Source organism: Intrasporangium sp. Soil_C_50 (assembly GCF_057656595.1).
The window spans coordinates 87,059-103,733 of the sequence record NZ_JBDGKB010000004.1; the positions used below are offsets into that span (position 1 = coordinate 87,059).

A 16,675-nucleotide genomic window follows, 5' to 3' on the forward strand; every position below is an offset into this window, starting at 1 on the left:
GTGGAGCCCCCGGAAGCCTCCACGACGCGCTCACCCACGTGGTCGTGGGTGGGGGCGGTTCGAGGCCGTCACCCCGATCGAGGTCCTGAGGAACACGGACCTCGCCGTCGTCCGCCTGCTGATCAGGCGAAGCTGATCCGAGTGGCCTCGCGGACCCGGCCGATGTTCACCTGACCATCACATGGCGGGCTCGCTGAGGCCCCGGGGCGACGTCCCGGTTCTCACCGAGGCCGACGACCTGCCTTGTGGCAGAGTGCAGCACATGGTTGAGGACACCCCCACGGGCGACGGCCGTTCCGAGACCGGGCTGACCGAGGACGCCTTCGCACCCCAGTGGTCCGACGACGACCGCCCACGCATCCCTCGCGTGGCGGGCGAGCGAGAGGCGCTGACGGGCTACCTCGACTACTACCGGGCGACCGTGGAGATGAAGTGCCGCGGCCTCACCGCCGAGCAGGCCCGAACCCCTTCAATGCCGCCGTCGACGATGTCGCTGCACGGACTGGTCCGCCACCTCGCCGGCGTCGAGCGCTGGTGGTTCCAGCAGAACTTCGAGCGACGCGACGTGCCGTTCCTCTTCTTCACCGAGGACGACCCCGACCTCGACTTCAACCCGCCCGCGGACGCGGACTTCGAGTCAGACCAAGAGGTCTCGCGAGCGGAGTGCGCGATCTCCCGCGACATCGTCGCCGCGCACGACCTCGACGACAGGGCACGACCCCTGGACTGGTACGAGGACGTCGACCTGCGGTGGCTGATGCTGCGGATGATCACCGAGTACGCCCAGCACTGTGGGCACGTCGACCTGCTTCGCGAGGGGATCGACGGCAAGACCGGCACCTGAGACTGTCCGTTCTGCCCCTCAGAGGCTGAGCAGCAACGGCGTCAGGCGTCGGATCTCCCGGCGCGCTCCTGCGGTGTTTCCCGACCGCGCCACGAAGCCGACGAGCTCGACGCACGCAAAGGCGAGGCACGCAGCCCACACCTCGGGACCGGCGACCGCGACGCCGGCTCGCTGCAGCTCCGCGATCGTCCGACTCGGTGCTGCATGGCTGGTGGCGTCGCGCACGAGCCACGCACAGTCGACGGCGCGGGTGCCAGGGCCGCAGGCGTCGATGTCGCTGATCCCCAGCCCTCGGCCGGATCCACCGCGCGCAGCCAGCATGTTGCCGGCCTCGAGGTCCCCGTGCACGGCGTCGACGACCGGCAGCGCCGTGCCGTCAAGGCGCCGAGCAGCCTGGTCGACCGGGCTCGATGCCCCGGCCGGAGCGGCTTCGCGTCTGCAGCACGGGCGGAAGCACGCGCGCGACGCTAGCAAGAGATCCGGCACGGACGCGCCGCGAGTACATTGCCGAGGTGCCCCGGCAGCCCGCTCGCCTGTCGACCGCGCGGTTGTCGCTGCGGCAGCCGGCGCAGGCTGATGCCATGGCGATCCTCGGGATCCTGTCGAATCCGTCGGTCGTCCAGCACAACCCGTCGGATCTGGTGACGGGGCTCGAGGACGTCGAAGCCCTGGTGGTGCATTGGCTGGCGCATTGGGAGCGACACGGGTTCGGGAACTCTTGCGTCTTCGAGGAGAAGACTGATCGGCTGGTCGGCAACTCCGGTCTCCGGTGGATGACGATCCACGGAGACCGCGTCCTCAATCTCATGTACCGCTTCCATCCCTCGACCTGGGGGCATGGCTACGCCACTGAAGCCGCGGCAGCCCTGCTGCACTGGGCGCAGGACTCCCTTCCCACCGAGCTCGTCGTCGCCCGCATCCGCCCCACGAATCTGGCCAGTCAGCGGGTCGCGGAGAAGATCGGCCTGCGACGAGATCCCGCCTTCGACGACCAGGGCGAAGACGGCTTGGACTGGGCGTTCACCGACCGCCGCTCGTGAGCGTCGCGCGTGAGCAGAGTCCGCCCCGTCGCGCCTACGCGGCCGGGGGCAGGAGTTGCGCGAGGGCGTCTGCCATCCGGTCCCGGCCGGCATCGCCGGACCCGGTGTTCCCCAAGCCGAACTGCAGGCTCGAGGACAGCGTCACCTGCACGGCGCCCGGAGCGACCTCTCGGATCTGGGCAGTGACCTTCTCTCCGGACGAGAGCACCAACCGACCAGCGGTGAAGACGAAGATGCCGGTCGCAGCATCCGCGGAGAGGTGCTGCATCCCCGCGCGGCGCGCCGCCTCCTCGAGGGCGGCGACCGCCTCGCCGCCGCTCGCCCGGAAGGTCATGGACCACGTCTTCCCTGCGCCCATCCCACCGCTCCCTCACTCGACGCGACCCGCGGGTCCGCGGCGAGGCCGACTCGAGGCCGGCCCAGCTGCCGCCCAACCCGCTCGTACGACGAGAGTAGCGAGACGACGGTGGCGCGCGCCGTGCTTCGGGGGCACCGAAGTCGGGGCCGGTGGAGCGGTACGTGGCGACCGCCTCGCGCTGCCCATCGGTACGAGAGGTGCCGAAGTGCTGCGTTCTCGTACGGGCCGGCGGCCGGCGGCCCTACGCTGGGGCATGGCAGACATCATGCTGGGCCTCTTCGCGATCATCGCCGGCGCCTTCATGCTCTTCGCCGGGCAGCTCGTGCTCCGTCTGATCCTCCCGATCTGGGGATTCTTCGCCGGATTCGGTTTCGGGGCAGGGCTTTTCGCCGAACTCGCAAATGAGCGTTTCCTCGGCACCGTGCTGGGCTGGGTCGTGGGATTCGTGTGCGCGCTGATCTTCGCTCTCCTCGCGTACCTCTACTTCGCGGTCGCAGTCGTCCTCGCGATGGCTGCCTTCGGCTACGCGATCGGTTCGGGCCTCATCGTCGCCCTGGGCATCGGCTGGAACTGGGTCGCCGTGCTGCTGGGTATTGTCGTCGGCGCCGCGCTCGGGCTGCTGGCGGTCATCGGAAACCTGCCGATGATCGTCCTGGCCGTCGTCAGCTCGGTCGCCGGGGCCGTCAGCGTGGTTACCGGTCTGATGCTGCTGTTCGGCACGATCAACTCCGCCGACTTCACCCGGGGCGACTTCACACGGGCGGTGCACGCCGGCTGGGGCTGGTACCTGACTCTGCTGGTCCTGGCTCTGATCGGCATCGTCGCGCAGACCCGACAGCGGTTGGCGATGCGCCGCACCGTTCAGGAGACCTGGTACGCGGAGAGCCGCTGACCCAGGGCCTGCCATTTGTTCGTTGGCAGGGTCGTCACCGCTGGCATCATGCTTCGTGTGAAGGCTGCTCGTCTGCCGGGGACGACGCACTGCTGCCGCTGCTTGGTGCCTGTTCGTCCTCGGCGTCGGGAGAGAACGCGTCATGCGTTGGGCCTTACATCGACGACCAAGGTCCGGAAGGTGCCTACGGGGCCCCACCGGCAAGCGTCAGTCCGGGCCATGCCCTCACCGTCTACGGCCACTGGTACGCCAGCAACTGCAACGACACGAACTACCCGACCGCAGAGGTGCGACCCCTGCCTCCAGTCCGTCTCACGCTCAGCCTGCCCGGCGGTACCACGCGCGATCTGGGATCGGTGACGCCTGCCGGGGATGGCCTCGGCTTCACGGTGACGGTGCGCGTGCCACCGTCGTCCAAGGCCGGCTCAGCAAGCATCTCCGACGACCGAACGCCACCTGCGGTCTATCGCTTCACCGTGAGCCCCATGTAGTCACAGACTTGGCTGCCACGTGCGCCCCGGAGAGCGCCGCTACGCGCGGGTGCTCGAGAAGGTGGGTTTCCGCCGGGAGGGACTCATCCGCGGCCACGCACTTGTCCATGGAAGGCGACGCGACTCCCTCCTCTTCGGCCGGCTCCGCGCTGACGGTGAGCAGCAAGTCCCTCCGGACGATGATCGACCCGCGCCCCTGGCCCGACCCGCTCCTGTCAGACTGCCGCCTGTGACGGGTAGCGCGATCGTGCTTGCGGGCGTGTCGAGCGTCGGGAAGACGTCCGTATCCGAGCAGCTGCAGCTGGCGCTTCGAGAGCCGTACCTGCACGTCGGCCTCGACCACTTCTTCTCGATGTTTCCCTACGAGTGGCGCGACCACCCCCGCGGGCCAGGGCCAGGATTCTGGGTCGACAACACTCTCGACCCGGACGGCTCGCCCCGCGCCAGGATCCGTTACGGCGAAGCGGGCGCACGACTGCTCACCGGGATGCACGCTGCAGTCAATGCACTGCTGGCCACCGGCAACAACGTCATCATCGACGAGACGCCCGTCGACGACTCGATCGTGCCCGCATGGCGTCGAGACCTGCGTGCCGCCTCGACGTTCTGGGTGCGGTTGACCGCCTCCCTCCCTGTTCTCGAGGAACGTGAACGCGCTCGGACGAAGGGCCAACAGCCGGGCAACTCCCGCGGACACTTCGACGTACAGTCCGGCGACGCATGGGATCTCGTCATCGACACTGACGACCTCGCGCCGTCCGAGACGGCCGCAAAGATCGTGCGGGCGCTGAGCGGCACTGACTAGTCGCACGTGGCGCGCGACGCCTTCGACGACAATGGTGCTCGTCGGACGACGTACGACCATGCGGCAGTGGAGGTTTCGTCAGACCGAGCCGCCCCCGCGCCTGGGTAGAGACGCTTTCCGTGTCACATGATCGACGGAGGCCAGCGATGCCTGCGCCACTCGGCCCACGTCGCGAAGCCCGCCGGCGGGTCATCGACAGGCTCACTACCGTCCAGCTCACCCGCCGTCGGAACGCTGATGATCGCTGCCCAGGTGGCAAGTTCTTCGTCCGACATGTGCCAGGTCGTGTGGGGCTCTTCCGCTTGACGCCGATCAAGTCGTCGCCGCTGCTCGGCCGGCGTGAGCTCGAGGTAGCGCATCTCCACCGCCACACCGAGATCGGCCGCTGCCGCGCGGAGAGCCGAGCGCTCATCCCTTCCCCAGAGGCCGAAGTCGATCACCACGTTGATGCCGAGCCGCAGAGCATTCAGCCCGATCTCGATCAACCGTCCTTCGATCACGTCTGAAGCCGATGGAGGATTCGCGATTCCGGACAGAGCCTTGACCCACTCGTCCTTCGTGAGACGAAGAGCCTGCTCCTCAACCTCGATGCGCCGGGCAGCGGTGGTCTTCCCGGTGCCTGGGAGCCCCACGGTCAGGAACAGCGTTGGTCGCGTCGACGTCATCCCCCATTCAAGCGGTTGGCCCGTCGTCGCGCGTGTCCGCGGTGGGCGTCGTCCGCACCGCCGGTGCAGAATGCGTTCCTCGCGCAGATGCCGATTTGGAGGAATGCCGCGAACCACCTGGAGCCCTTGACGGCATGGGTCTTCCAGCCGCTTCATGGACTGATCCTGGACGTCGAGGAGGATGCCATGTCCGCTTCAGAGAACAAGTCAGAGACCCGGTCTGCGTACGAGGCCTTCGGTGCGGGCGACCTGGACGGGGCCATGAGAAACATGGCCGATGACATCGAGTGGGTCGTACCCGGGGACAGTGCGATCAGTGGCGTCTATCGAGGCAGGGACGAGGTAGCGCACTTCTTCCAGACGCTAGCCACCAAGAACTTCCGAACGGAGCCACAGCACTTCATCGCCGACGGCGACCATGTGGTCGTCCTGACCCGCATCACCGCGGACGGTCAGTCCGCAGACCAGGCGGATGTGCTGACATTTGGGCCTGACGGCAAGGTCACGAAGTTCACGGCCGCCGCAGACACCGCGCTCCAGGAACGCGTCTGGGGCAAGCGGTAGGCACGCTGCCACGGTCGTGCTGGCCGCCGGGACATCGTCCTCTACCGCCGTGAGCACGCTGCCCGAGGGCTCAGCCTCCGACGCGACCTGCTCAGTGGGAGGGAAACGCCCTGGCCGCCCAGGGTGAGCATGCACCTTCCGCGACCCCTCGGTGGGACGCGAGCAGAGGGGTGCCGTGCTGGGGGGCCAACAGACGGACGACCGGACATGGGTTGGGTCGCTCCATCGGACCCGGTACGGGACACCCCATCGGTCCGCCGGTTCCGCGGGCGTTGCAGATCTTGGCCGTGCTGCCGCTGCTATCGGGGCTGCTCGTCAAGGGCGGCTTGGCTTGGGTGATCGTGGGCGTGGCACTGGCGGCCAACACCAAGCCCTCACGTCCACCATCAGGAACTCCATCAAGGCTGGACTCATGGCGGCCACCTTCCTCGCCGGGGCTTGCGTGAAGGTGGCACTGGCCGTCGCCCTGCGCGCCGCATGGTGGCAGTAGCCCCACGCGGCGGAAGGGACGATCGAGTCACGTCGAGCACTCGGTGAGCGTTGACGCCGAGTCGAGAAACGCATGGTCCACGCTGCGGTACGTGCTTGAGCCCAGTGGGGCAATATCCTGCGGTCGTGACCTCCTTTGGGCGGCTGTGGCAGCTCGGGTGTCGGACGGTTCGACGGCTGCCTGGAGCGCTCGTGCTCGGCGTGCTGCTCGTCGTCGTGAGCCTGATCCCGCTGCTGTGGTTCAGTCGCTACTACTTCCGCGGCGACACCCAGGTCGCCTATATCGGGTGGTGGTACCACCTTGGTGAGGAGGTACGCAACGGCCGCCTGCCGCTGATGGAGACGCGCGCGTGGGAGGCCGGCAACTACGTCGCCGAGGGGCAGTGGGGACTGTTCAGTCCGCTCACCATCTTCATCGGCGTGGTCACGACGGTCGTGCCAGACCTTGTGGTCTTCGCTACCGCACTCAACATCGCGCTCATCGTGTGCGGGGGTCTCGGGACGTATGTCCTGGTCCGCAGCTACGGCGCCCGGCAGCCGTTCGCCATGGTGGCCGGCCTGGTTGTCGGGCTCTCCGGCCAGTCGGTGTTCAGCGATTGGCCCTCGTGGGTGAACGGCCACATCGGGGTCGTGCTCCTGCCGTGGGCGTGGTGGCTGACGCGCCGGGCCATGAATGGGCGGAACCCCGCCGGCGCGCTCGCGGTGGGCTACCTCATCGTCGCGGTGGGATACGTCTACTGCGCCCTCTACCTGGCGACGGTCCTGCTGGCATGCCTCGTGGACGCAGTGCTCTCACGCTTGCGTCGTCAGGTCCTCATCGTCCTGGGCATCATGGTCTTCAGCGGCCTGGTCACGGTAGCCGTGTACCTGCCGGGAGTGCTGACCTCCCCGGTCACGAACAGGAACTCACTTGCGATCACGGGCCCTGGCCTGCTCATCACTCCGCTGCATGAGCTCCTCGCTTCAATGCTGCCGACGGTCCGTCGGGCTTACCTCATCTGGCTGCTGCCCGCCGTCCTGTGGCTGGACTTCGGTGTGTTGCGCCGTAGCTCCAAGGATCTCGTCGGAGCCGCGGTCGCGACGACCGGCCTGGCCCTGTGGGTTCTGGGCCCAGCGACGATCGGGCCCCTGCGGTGGCCCCTGCGCGTTGTGCCGGCCCTCATGGTGCCGCTCGTGGTGGTGCTGTTCGTCGCGGCCTCCCGGGCCTTGGTCCGGCGCCCGTCCGCTGGCCGTGTCCTGGCGTCCCTGGCGTGGGTCTGCCTCGCCACCTTCCTCCTCGTCGCCCGCGACCCGCACCTCGCCAAGGAGGCCGCCGCGGGCGTCGTCCTGCTCGCCGTCGCACTGGGGACGACCGCGCTGTCGCTGCGCCGGGGGTCTGCCCGGACGACAAGTGCCGTGGTCCTGGCCTGGTCGATCGCGATGGTCGTGGTGCAGTTCGTCGTGAACCCCGTCCCGGGCGGCGCCGACCGAAACATGCCGGCAGCTGCATCGGCATACGGTGGCCCGATCAGCTCGGCGCGGGGCGACGTCATGGTCCTCGGGAAGCCCGCCGGCCCCGCCATCCACCAGCCGCAGATCGCTGACGAGATTCTCGTCGGGTCCACGTGGTATCTCAGCCCCAAAGACGTGCAGAACGGCTACACGACCATCAACTTCCGCAGCTTCGAGAAACGGTTCTGCCGCGGGTACAGCGGTGGCACGTGCGCTGCGGCCCTGACGTCCGTGCTCGCGACTGACGCCACGACCGGTCGACCGTGGGCCGACCTCCTGTCGGTCAGCACGATCGTCTTCTTCCGCCCTTGGTTCGAGGGGACGGATCTCACGCGTCCGCCGGCTGGGTGGAGCGTCTCGCAGACCACCGCTTACACGGTTGTCTGGAGACGTGTTGCACCCGTTCCGACCGCGGGTGGCGTGGTCGCCACGACTCCCGGCCTCGCGGTGCGCGAGCTGCACCGCTCGGACCGCGAGGTCTCCCTGCAGGTGACCGCCGTCGGCAGCGACGGCGGGACGATGACGCTGAGCCGGCTCGCGTGGCCCGGATATACCGTGCTCGGCGGCTCTCTCGTCGCGCCGCTCGACGGCACGCTGGTCCGCGTCGCAGTGCCCGCTCGTTCCGTCGAATCCGTCGTCACAGTGAGATGGGACCCGCCCGGCTGGACCTTGGAGCGCGCCGCACTGTGGACGGCCGTGCTCATCGGCGTCCTCTGGGTCCTGCTGGGTGCCTGGGTCACGGTGCATCGCCGAAATCAGGGCAGCGATCATCCTGGCGACGTGCCCGCCAGCCAAGACCTCGAAAAAGTGGAGCAAAGCTCGAAAGGCTCATCGATGTGAGGCGCGCCCCTAGCGTTCGTCCACCCACCTGCCGCGTCATAGCGGCCGTTGTCGTCCGAACGTCCGCTCTTGCCGCTCGTCGGACGACGTCCGATCAAGCCCCGTAGCGCGCGCCGACCCTGTCTGCAATCAGGTCAGCCGGATGAGCTTGATCCCGAGCTCCTGCCCAGGGTTCACCAGATCCACCAGGTAGATGTGCTGATCGGGCTGTAGCTCATTCATCAGTTCCTGGACGCTGACACCGGGCAGGAAGTCTTGCTCGGTCACGGCAAACGCTTCGGATTCTCGCGCCACAACGAAGATCGGGCTGCAACCGATCCCAACGACACCCTGTTCCATGGCCATGATTGGCATCATCACACGCCCCGAGAAGCCGGTCAGGGCTGTCGCGTGGCAGACCGGGCGGTCTCTGCGGCACCTCACCTCACGGACACCGTCCTCCACCGTGGACAGAACGTCCGCTCGTGCCGCTGGTCGTGCGACGCGGCCGCTACCCACCTGCCACGAACGTGCTGCATGAAGCTGGAACCTGATCTGCCTGACCCATGTTGAACTCGATGGTGAAGTCGGGCGTGGTCAGGTCGCGCCACGTTGGGTCGGAGAAGTCGGTGGTGGGTGCCACCTCGAGGATCTTGTTGATCAGCTCGGTGCGGTCACTAAGAGTCCGAGGCGATGTCCGAAACCGTCGCCGCATCGGCCGGAAGATCAATGACGGCGGTGTCCCAACCCATGGTCGCCATCTTCGCCCACGGATGTCCGAGGACGACGACCTCGACGCCCTCGCCGACCCGGTCGACGCGCGTCCGCTGAGCAACCGCACCCATCTGCCGCGCAGCGGCCTTCTCGGTCCAAGCTCGGCCACGAACAGGGTCGCGTCTGCGATGGTGAAGAACATGACCCTGTCATCGCCCTATCTGCTTCCCGCCGGAGCGACACGTCTCGAGGACGCGATGCTTCCTTTCAAGGTCCTGGCCGAGGACTCGGGCGGCGCGATCAGTGTCTGCGAGTTCGTCCTCCCCGGCTGGTCATCGGGACCGGTCCTGCATCGCCACGACGATGTCGACGAGGGCTTCTTCGTCGTCTCCGGCCGGCTCGAGTTCCAGCTCGACGATGCCCGACGCGCCGCCGAAGCCGGGGACTTCGCGTGGGTGCCTCGCGGTACCGCACACACCTTCGCCTGCGCGGGGGACGACCCAGTGCACGTCGTCGCGTTCGCGTGCCCCGGAGGCATCGAGCACCTGTTCGCCGAGCAGCATGCCTACCTGGCCAGCCTCTCGGGGCCGCCGGACCCGGGGGTCCTCGATGAGATGGGGATGCGACACGGGGCCTCGACTGTCGGTCCACCGATCACCGCACGCAACGCGCCGCAGGTTCCCCGCTGACACGACGGAGCAACGTCCGGTCATGCCGGGAGGAAGACGTTAGCCCGGTCGAGGTAGGCGCGCCTGATTGCTTTCGGTTCAGCTCGAAGAGGCCTCGATCGGCTGAATCGTTGTGGGCTTTGCGGGTCGTGTTTGGGTGCTCACCCAAGCTCCGAGTGAGACGGACAGGACGACCAGGAGCGCAGCCATCCCCCCGAGGAGCAGGTGGTAGTCGACGGTGGCGACCAAGCCGGCCCCGATGGCGATGGACAGCACCTGCGGTGTGCCGATCAGGGCACTGAAGGTGGTGGACACCCGGCCCATGAGCCGGTTCGGGGTGCGCACCTGGACCAGCGTGCTGATGGCCACGATGAGGACGGGGAGGCCGAACCCGAGTGGCACTGCGGCCAAGATCACGATCGTCATGCTCGGTGCCACAGCCATGACCGCGATGCTCACCGCAAAGAGCACCAGGGCCAGCACGATCGCCCGCACGTGCCCCAGACGCGTCACGACCCGGCTCGACCCGAGACCGCCTGCGATGGCTCCGATCCCCTGGACCGAGACGATGACCCCGACGAACGTCGCGGGTCGGCCGAACGCGTCGGTGATCGCGTACACGAGCGACTCGAGGAAGCCGAAGGCGAACAGGCAGCCGGCGACGGCGCAGGTCGGCCACCAGAGGAGCCTGTCGCGGTACAGGTGCGCGACCCCCGCGACGAGCTCGCGAACGAAGCGCAGTTCCGGTGGGCTGACGACGTCGTCCGTGATGCGCAAGGTGGTGACGGCGGCGATGGCGACGAGGTAGGCGCCGGCGATAAGCAGCAGGACGCTGCCGATTCCCCACGCGGCGTACATGGCTGCCCCGAGCAGCGGGCCGAACAGGCGCAGCCCTTCCCGGAAGGTGCTGGTGGCCCCGTTCGCGTGGACCAGCTGGTCGGGACTCACGATGAGCTTCAGCAAGCCCGTGACCGCGCCGGGGAGCATGACCAGCGCGATCCCGTAGACGAAGGCCACGGCGTACACGATCCCCACCTGGGTGGCGTCGTGGACCCACGCGAGGGGAACGAGGCTCGCCGCAGCCAGGGGGTACGCCGTCAGCAGGAAGCGCCGGCGCGGCACCTGGTCGACGACCCACTCGAGCAGCGGAGCGACCAGCGAGGGCGCAACCACGCAGAACAGCGCCATCCCGGCGGCGCCGCTGCTCCCGGTTAGCTGCTTGGTCATGATGCCGAAGGAGAGCAGCAGAACCGAGTCGGCCACCATGGTCGCGGCCAGAGCCACGAACAAGCGACGAAAGGCCGGGACGGCGAACGCCTGCCTCATTGCGGGTCCACGCTCGTCAGTGCCAGCACGCGCACGTGCCGGGCCTCCTTCGGCACCGGCTCGTCACCGGTCAGCCGCCCGTGATGGCGCATCAGTAGCGCCTCGAGGTCGACCGTGAAGGCTGTCGCCTCCTCCGGCGTCAGCATGAGGACGGACTCGGACATCCCGAGGCCACCCCAGCCGTCCCCGGTCGCATCGCTGTTGCGCCGCCACCGGGCCACCTCCCGCTCGAGCATCAGCCCTGAGAGCGCCTGCCCGGCAGATCGGTAGCCCGGCGAACTGCTCGCGGCCTCGTCCCACACCAGGCCGACCTTCGCCACCTGCCACGGTCGCCGACGGCCTCGGCCCTCGCCGGCCTCCTCGACGAAGCCGTGCTCGGCCAGCTTGCGCAGATGCCACGAGCAGTTGGCCGGCGTCTCCCCCAGTGCATCGCCGAGCTGGGTGGCCGTCATCGGCCCACGCAACGTCAGCTGCTCCAGGATGTCCAGTCGGAGCGGGTGCGACAGCGCACGCAGCTCCGTAGGGGTACTGATCCGCCGCGGTTCGAAAGACATGTTGCGACACTAGCAGCATGGAAAGAAGTCTTTCAACACTCTCGCAAGCGCAGTATTCGGCGCCCGGCCACCGACGTCTTGTCATGCCGCGGATGGTGCGCTCCGCCGCGCCGCCGGCAGCCACGCACAGGAGGCCTGCCGCGTTCCAGTAGCCTGTCCCCGTTGGCCTGCCCAGAAGGCCTCGTTACAGCGAGGGTTACAGCGACCCTTACGGCGAGGGTTCCATCGAGGGTTTCAGCCATGCCCCGCCCTCGTAGCTCAGGGGATAGAGCACCGCTCTCCTAAAGCGGGTGTCGCAAGTTCGAATCTTGCCGGGGGCACCAACCCGTTTTCCACAGCTCGGAGTCGATTCTTGGGCCAAGCTCGGGTTCTCACGAAACGCTGCGATCGGGCTAGAGTCCGACGCGTGGACCCCAGGCAAGTGGCCGATGAGGCGGCCTTGGCAGCCAGCGCACTCCTCAAGGGATCGTCCCGTGACGGGGTGCAGGTCGATTCTGTGTTCTGGTACGGCGCCGTCGACCTGGGGACCGAGCACCTTGTCGTGTGGATCCTGCTCTCGGGCGCACCGGACGATGATCTGCCGGAGTGGTACTTCCCAGCGCGCGGCCAACTGGCCGGTATCCAGAGCCAGCTCGCCCCGGGCATGCGCGAGTGGCTCGAGGTGATGCGGGATGCGGTTCAGGCTGAGCTCGCGAGGCGTGGATGGCCCGATCCGCATCGCGTTTCGGTCGGGTTCGACAGCTCCAAGCGCGTCGAGGCAGCGGGTGGTTACGCCTACTTCAGGTGACGCGTCAGACCGGCACCCTGGAGGTACCCCATCGTCAACAGCAGCGGCAATCAAATTCGTCGAGAACAGTACGAAAACCATTGCGGCACTGGCAGGTCCGTCCAGCGGCCCGAGCTCGGCCGGACTTCTGAAGCGGGTGCGCAGGTTCGAACCCGGGAACACCATTTGTCTGCACTCCGCGTGGTGCTTGACGTTTCGGCTTCGGCTGAGGTCTGACAGTTGGTTCGGTAGATGGTTGACGCTCCCCCACTGAGTGGGATGAGCCAGGGCGGCATCTGCAAGTCCTTGATGTCAGCGCCACACGGGCCGGGAATGCTGCCGCGCTGCGTAGGCCAGGCGCCTCAGGCTCAGGTACGGACAGCCGCCGCGAAGTCGGCAGCGGCTTCCTCTTCTCGCACCAAGTGCGCCAGATAGCCATCGAAGGTGTCGGCGACCGCTTCATCCCGCTCCAGCTCGCAGTCGATCGCTGCGATCCGCGGCTCAACTGCGTACCCGTCTCCGTCCACCGCCGACTTCCTGTAGTCCAGGCAAAGGTCCCAGTGCCCGTCCCCATCGAACGAGATCAAGCCCATGGGGTCCTCGGGCTGCCATTCGGCATCGTCGTCAGGCGTCTGCCACCAGGCCGCTTGTTCCAAGGCCGGGAAGCCAGGGCCTATCCCAACCAGAATATGGTGATCGACGTTCGGCGATTCGTCGGCCATCGGGAACGTCCAGCGGGTGTAGCCGCCGTTCTGCTGCCTCAGCAGAGCAACCATCTTCAGCGGCAGCCGAACCCGGTACCGGTCCTCGAACGCCGCCAGTACCGCATCCGTCAGGCCCTCCTTGACGTACGGCTCATACGCTGGGCGCCGCCAGAAGTCCCCCATCACCATCCCCACGTCAGTCACAGCGCCACCATGCCACTCGACGGAGCCACTCAGCGCGAACCTGAGCCGCCGAGTCCACATCCCACTCCGAGGCTGCGCTCCTGACGACCGGCGTTGCAGGTCGAATCCCGCCAGGGGGACCAGCCCCGTCGGCACCGCCGACCGGCGCATTCACACGCTAGGGGTGAGGCCAAGCGGCGCCTCAGGCCAGCACCATGGCCTCGTCGGCGTCCCGACGCCGAGCGCCGGGTCCCGTTCGACACCACCCGATTCGGGATCGAATCGAGTCAGCCGCGGGCGACCTTGCGTCGAGCCGTTTCCGAGGAGGTTGCTTGTGACCACACAGACGAGCCCGAACCAGCCTGCAGAGCCGGCACCCTCCCGGGCGCTGACCGACGACCAACTCGTCGAGCTGCTCCGACTCATCAAAGGCGCGGACACCGTAGAGCTCAAGCTGAGCGTGCCCGACGCGAACCAGCGCTCGACGGTTGCCGCACTCGGCATGGACCCGCTCCAGAGCCACATCCGACAGGTCTTCTTCTTCGACACCCCCGGACTCGACCTCAACAGCCACGGTGTCGTCCTGCGCGCCAGACGGATCCAGGCCCGACCCGGTGACTCCGTCGTCAAGCTGCGTCCGGTGGACCCGGAGAACCTCACGCCCGAGCAGCGGCAGGCGCCCGGCTTCGGGGTCGAGGTGGACGCGATGCCGGGCGGCTTCGTGTGCTCGGCGTCGCTCAAGGGCGAGCAGCCAGACGCCAAGATCCGCGAGATCACGACCGGTGCTCGTCCGCTGTCCAAGCTGTTCACGAAGCAGCAGCGGGCGTTGTACGAGGCCAACGCTCCTGCCGGCATCGGCATCGACGACCTCGCGGTCCTCGGGCCGATCAACGTCCTGAAGCTGAAGTTCACGCCGCCCGACTTCGACCGTCGACTGGTCGCCGAGCTGTGGCTCTATCCGGACGGCACGCGCATTCTCGAGCTCTCCACCAAGTGCCCCACCGCCGACACGTTCAACACCGCTGCCGTTGTCCGGGGCTACCTCGCATCACACGGGGTCGACCTCGCGGCGGCGCAGCAGACCAAGACCAAGACTGCACTGGAGTTCTTCTCGCGAGAGCTGTCGAACCCGTAGTCGTTGGTGCCCAACCGGATTTGCGATGTTGCGGGAAGTGCTGCGACACAGGCGATTTCAGGGACAGGCCGCGGTAAAGAACGACATGGTGGGGCCAAAGGACACTCCCCGCTGGGAGCCCGGTGGAGGGCGTCTGGGATGTTCCTGTTCCTCTGTGGGCGTCACGCAGGTTCCCTAGCGTGGACTCGCCCTTCGGGGCGCCGAAGGGCAATGTTCCGCGCCTTTGGAGGACCAATGAAGAACCACGCATCCAAGAGATTCCGGACGTTGCTGGCAGCTGTCGGGGCGGTGCTGCTCGGAGCGGCATTCCTGGCGCCGGCCACCACCGCAGGGGCACACACCAGAGAGCACGAGTCGACCACCTGGAGAGTGCACGTCGGCGCGCAGTCGCCGAACGGCGCGATCCAAGGCATGAAGTTCCTGCCCGGCGAGATCTGGATCAACGTGGGCGACACGGTGCGCTGGACGGCCGACTCCATGGAGCCGCACACCGTGACGTTCCTGCGGACCGGACAGCCAGTGCCTGAGTTCAACCCCGGGGACGCAACGCAGACGATGCCGACGCCCCAACACTCGATCTGGGCTCCGGGCCAGTACCGCAACTCGGGCGTCCTGTCGACGATCCAGTTCTCCGAGCTGCCAGCGACCTACACGTCGTACAAGCTGAAGTTCAAGGGCACCGGTGACTACGTGTACTACTGCCTGGTCCACGGCCAGGCCATGAAGGGCGTCGTCCACGTGGCACCCGCGGGCACGCCGTATCCGCACCGGCAGTCCTTCTACGACTGGCAGTTCCGGGCCGGCCGCGCCCAGATGATTCACGACGGCAACCACCTCTACGCCGAGCTCCGCCAGGACTCGTCGCGCCACCACGTGTTCGTCGGTGCGGTCGACGAGGCCGGCATGTTCATGATCATGCGGTTCATTCGCACCACGGTGCGCGTGCACGTGGGTGACACCGTCGACTTCGACTGGTCGCAGAACAACGGCGATCCCGTGCCGCACACAGTCACCTTCGGCCCGGAGCCTCCGGCTCCGATCCCCGTGGGCAACCCGGCACACTTCACGGGCGGCACCCTCAGCTCGGGCGTCCTGCCCACCGCGGGGCCCGGTGCGCACTACCGCGTGACCTTCGACAAGGCCGGCACCTTCCCGTACATCTGTATGTTCCACGACGGGATGGGCATGGTCGGCAAGGTCATCGTCACACGCGAACACCACCACCACGACTGAGCGCGTCGTAGGGAGACGCACGGTGGGGCGGTGCGCCGACACCACCCCACCGCCGCCGACCGGACGCCCGGCCGACTACGGCGGGTGCGCAAAAGGGACATCGCTGGAGCATCCACGACGATCCCGGCACCCACCCGGCCGGCTCACCCCGGGTTGCAGGAAGTCGCAACCACCGAAGGCCCCACGACGGCACGAGGTGTGTCACCGTGGAGTCAGGGTCGAAACAGCGGCCAGGCCAGCGTCAGCTCCGGCCGGACCCGTGCACACTTGCTCGTCCCGCCGCGGCGCCCTCCCGGGACCAGGCTTAACCTCCCGGAACTGGCCACCCGAAACGCGGCGGGACGAGCCCTGTCCCGGCCACGCTGGACGCCCCTGGCCCCAGGCCCCTTTGCCCGTTGCCCTTGCCCGACGCCCTCGTCGCGGCGGTGTGGCTCCGCGTCGGCGCGGGTACGGCAGGTACGGCGTGCCCGGCACCACGACGCCGGGCGACCAACGCCGGAAAGGACGCGCTCATGAGCGTGACGAGCTTTCAGGACCTGCCCCTCGCCGACCGCGACCGCGAGTGGGACGGTGACGCCGCCGAGAAGCGGGTGCGCCGGTGGGCCGCCGCCGAGGACGGACCGAACGCGAAGTACCGGGACGCCCACGTCTGGTACGACAAGGAGAAGAAGGACAACTTCACCGCCTACAAGCTCCTCGTCGCCGACGTGATCGGCGGTCGCCTGCAGGCCGTGCCACGCGGAGTCATGGCGGCGGCCGCCGTCCTGCAGGGCTCACGCGGCGGCGTCGACCTCCCCGCGTCCGACGTCGACCGGGTCCGCAGCCACCTCGCGAAGTACTACGACAAGATGGGCGAGGAGGCCCCGTGGGACCGCGACTGACCCCACCCTCGGACCACGTCCCTGCGGGCTGTTGCGGTGGTACCCCTGGTGGG

18 protein-coding genes and 1 tRNA gene are annotated in these 16,675 nt (G+C 67.9%); 12 read left to right on the forward strand and 7 right to left on the reverse strand.

Translation table 11 applies throughout. The features are described 5' to 3' along the window. Nucleotides 1-262 precede the first annotated feature (262 nt). Nucleotides 263-844 (forward strand): DinB family protein, encoded by a 582-nt coding sequence (locus AC3A5R_RS11875; RefSeq protein ID WP_487620964.1) that lies wholly within the window; start codon nucleotides 263-265, stop codon nucleotides 842-844. Nucleotides 845-862: 18 nt separating this feature from the next. Here the strand turns inward: AC3A5R_RS11875 and AC3A5R_RS11880 are convergent, their stop codons facing one another. Then, on the reverse strand, nucleotides 863-1,192 hold the full coding sequence (locus AC3A5R_RS11880) for a hypothetical protein (RefSeq protein ID WP_487620965.1): 330 nt from the start codon (nucleotides 1,190-1,192) through the stop codon (nucleotides 863-865). Between the two features lie 164 nt (nucleotides 1,193-1,356). Between AC3A5R_RS11880 and AC3A5R_RS11885 the strand changes: the two genes are divergently transcribed. Then, complete coding sequence (locus AC3A5R_RS11885; RefSeq protein ID WP_487620966.1) at nucleotides 1,357-1,884, forward strand: GNAT family N-acetyltransferase; 528 nt, start codon at nucleotides 1,357-1,359, stop codon at nucleotides 1,882-1,884. A gap of 34 nt (nucleotides 1,885-1,918) precedes the next feature. On the opposite strand, the gene AC3A5R_RS11890 is transcribed toward AC3A5R_RS11885, so the two are convergent. Then, complete coding sequence (locus AC3A5R_RS11890; RefSeq protein WP_487620967.1) at nucleotides 1,919-2,218, reverse strand: hypothetical protein; 300 nt, start codon at nucleotides 2,216-2,218, stop codon at nucleotides 1,919-1,921. Nucleotides 2,219-2,495: 277 nt separating this feature from the next. Here AC3A5R_RS11890 and AC3A5R_RS11895 point away from each other — a divergent pair, with 277 nt between their 5' ends. Together AC3A5R_RS11895 and AC3A5R_RS11900 are read left to right on the forward strand one after the other, a co-directional pair. Next, nucleotides 2,496-3,134 carry a DUF4203 domain-containing protein gene (locus tag AC3A5R_RS11895; RefSeq protein WP_487620968.1) on the forward strand — a complete coding sequence of 213 codons (639 nt, stop codon included), beginning with the start codon at nucleotides 2,496-2,498 and terminating at the stop codon, nucleotides 3,132-3,134. 720 nt (nucleotides 3,135-3,854) lie between these two features. After that, nucleotides 3,855-4,430, forward strand: coding sequence for a phosphotransferase-like protein (locus AC3A5R_RS11900; protein WP_487620969.1), 576 nt, complete (start codon nucleotides 3,855-3,857; stop codon nucleotides 4,428-4,430). A 122-nt stretch (nucleotides 4,431-4,552) separates the two neighbouring features. On the opposite strand, the gene AC3A5R_RS11905 is transcribed toward AC3A5R_RS11900, so the two are convergent. After that, nucleotides 4,553-5,251, reverse strand: a complete 699-nt coding sequence (locus AC3A5R_RS11905) for a P-loop nucleotide/nucleoside kinase family protein (RefSeq protein WP_487620970.1) — start codon at nucleotides 5,249-5,251, stop codon at nucleotides 4,553-4,555. Nucleotides 5,252-5,281: 30 nt separating this feature from the next. Between AC3A5R_RS11905 and AC3A5R_RS11910 the strand changes: the two genes are divergently transcribed. Then, nucleotides 5,282-5,659, forward strand: a complete 378-nt coding sequence (locus tag AC3A5R_RS11910) for a nuclear transport factor 2 family protein (protein ID WP_487620971.1) — start codon at nucleotides 5,282-5,284, stop codon at nucleotides 5,657-5,659. Between the two features lie 681 nt (nucleotides 5,660-6,340). Beyond that, complete coding sequence (locus AC3A5R_RS11915) at nucleotides 6,341-8,479, forward strand: hypothetical protein (RefSeq protein WP_487620972.1); 2,139 nt, start codon at nucleotides 6,341-6,343, stop codon at nucleotides 8,477-8,479. 129 nt (nucleotides 8,480-8,608) lie between these two features. Here AC3A5R_RS11915 and AC3A5R_RS11920 read toward each other — a convergent pair whose 3' ends face one another. Further along, on the reverse strand, nucleotides 8,609-8,824 hold the full coding sequence (locus AC3A5R_RS11920; protein WP_487620973.1) for a hypothetical protein: 216 nt from the start codon (nucleotides 8,822-8,824) through the stop codon (nucleotides 8,609-8,611). Nucleotides 8,825-9,114: 290 nt separating this feature from the next. On the opposite strand from AC3A5R_RS11920, the gene AC3A5R_RS11925 reads away from it, so the two are divergent. Continuing rightward, nucleotides 9,115-9,861, forward strand: a complete 747-nt coding sequence (locus AC3A5R_RS11925) for a cupin domain-containing protein (protein WP_487620974.1) — start codon at nucleotides 9,115-9,117, stop codon at nucleotides 9,859-9,861. A gap of 78 nt (nucleotides 9,862-9,939) precedes the next feature. Here AC3A5R_RS11925 and AC3A5R_RS11930 read toward each other — a convergent pair whose 3' ends face one another. Continuing rightward, the gene (locus AC3A5R_RS11930; protein ID WP_487620975.1) at nucleotides 9,940-11,124 is read right to left on the reverse strand and encodes an MFS transporter; all 1,185 of its coding nucleotides are present in this window, start codon (nucleotides 11,122-11,124) and stop codon (nucleotides 9,940-9,942) included. A gap of 38 nt (nucleotides 11,125-11,162) precedes the next feature. Continuing rightward, nucleotides 11,163-11,720 (reverse strand): winged helix-turn-helix domain-containing protein, encoded by a 558-nt coding sequence (locus AC3A5R_RS11935; RefSeq protein WP_487620976.1) that lies wholly within the window; start codon nucleotides 11,718-11,720, stop codon nucleotides 11,163-11,165. Between the two features lie 247 nt (nucleotides 11,721-11,967). Between AC3A5R_RS11935 and AC3A5R_RS11940 the strand changes: the two genes are divergently transcribed. Further along, nucleotides 11,968-12,043: transfer RNA gene (locus AC3A5R_RS11940), tRNA-Arg, on the forward strand. Nucleotides 12,044-12,126: 83 nt separating this feature from the next. Then, nucleotides 12,127-12,507 (forward strand): hypothetical protein, encoded by a 381-nt coding sequence (locus AC3A5R_RS11945; RefSeq protein WP_487620977.1) that lies wholly within the window; start codon nucleotides 12,127-12,129, stop codon nucleotides 12,505-12,507. A gap of 347 nt (nucleotides 12,508-12,854) precedes the next feature. Here the strand turns inward: AC3A5R_RS11945 and AC3A5R_RS11950 are convergent, their stop codons facing one another. Beyond that, nucleotides 12,855-13,394, reverse strand: a complete 540-nt coding sequence (locus tag AC3A5R_RS11950; RefSeq protein WP_487620978.1) for an SMI1/KNR4 family protein — start codon at nucleotides 13,392-13,394, stop codon at nucleotides 12,855-12,857. Nucleotides 13,395-13,707: 313 nt separating this feature from the next. Here AC3A5R_RS11950 and AC3A5R_RS11955 point away from each other — a divergent pair, with 313 nt between their 5' ends. From AC3A5R_RS11955 to AC3A5R_RS11965, 3 genes are all read left to right on the forward strand, one after another. Continuing rightward, entirely contained in the window at nucleotides 13,708-14,508 is an 801-nt protein-coding gene (locus tag AC3A5R_RS11955; RefSeq protein ID WP_487620979.1) for a hypothetical protein, read from the forward strand. Between the two features lie 411 nt (nucleotides 14,509-14,919). Then, nucleotides 14,920-15,741, forward strand: a complete 822-nt coding sequence (locus AC3A5R_RS11960) for a cupredoxin domain-containing protein (protein ID WP_487620980.1) — start codon at nucleotides 14,920-14,922, stop codon at nucleotides 15,739-15,741. A 512-nt stretch (nucleotides 15,742-16,253) separates the two neighbouring features. Continuing rightward, complete coding sequence (locus tag AC3A5R_RS11965; protein WP_487620981.1) at nucleotides 16,254-16,622, forward strand: hypothetical protein; 369 nt, start codon at nucleotides 16,254-16,256, stop codon at nucleotides 16,620-16,622. The last annotated feature ends 53 nt before the right edge of the window (nucleotides 16,623-16,675 follow it).

What these genes read in the sequence shown, in the direction of transcription:
- AC3A5R_RS11895 (WP_487620968.1), top strand. Translation starts at nt 2,496, where the DNA reads ATGGCAGACATCATGCTGGGCCTCTTCGCGATCATCGCCGGCGCCTTC.
- AC3A5R_RS11965 (WP_487620981.1), top strand. Translation starts at nt 16,254, where the DNA reads ATGAGCGTGACGAGCTTTCAGGACCTGCCCCTCGCCGACCGCGACCGC.
- AC3A5R_RS11960 (WP_487620980.1), top strand. Translation starts at nt 14,920, where the DNA reads ATGAAGTTCCTGCCCGGCGAGATCTGGATCAACGTGGGCGACACGGTG.
- AC3A5R_RS11890 (WP_487620967.1), bottom strand. Translation starts at nt 2,218, where the DNA reads ATGACCTTCCGGGCGAGCGGCGGCGAGGCGGTCGCCGCCCTCGAGGAG.
- AC3A5R_RS11920 (WP_487620973.1), bottom strand. Translation starts at nt 8,824, where the DNA reads ATGGCCATGGAACAGGGTGTCGTTGGGATCGGTTGCAGCCCGATCTTC.
- AC3A5R_RS11935 (WP_487620976.1), bottom strand. Translation starts at nt 11,720, where the DNA reads ATGTCTTTCGAACCGCGGCGGATCAGTACCCCTACGGAGCTGCGTGCG.
- AC3A5R_RS11910 (WP_487620971.1), top strand. Translation starts at nt 5,282, where the DNA reads ATGTCCGCTTCAGAGAACAAGTCAGAGACCCGGTCTGCGTACGAGGCC.
- AC3A5R_RS11905 (WP_487620970.1), bottom strand. Translation starts at nt 5,251, where the DNA reads ATGAAGCGGCTGGAAGACCCATGCCGTCAAGGGCTCCAGGTGGTTCGC.
- AC3A5R_RS11875 (WP_487620964.1), top strand. Translation starts at nt 263, where the DNA reads ATGGTTGAGGACACCCCCACGGGCGACGGCCGTTCCGAGACCGGGCTG.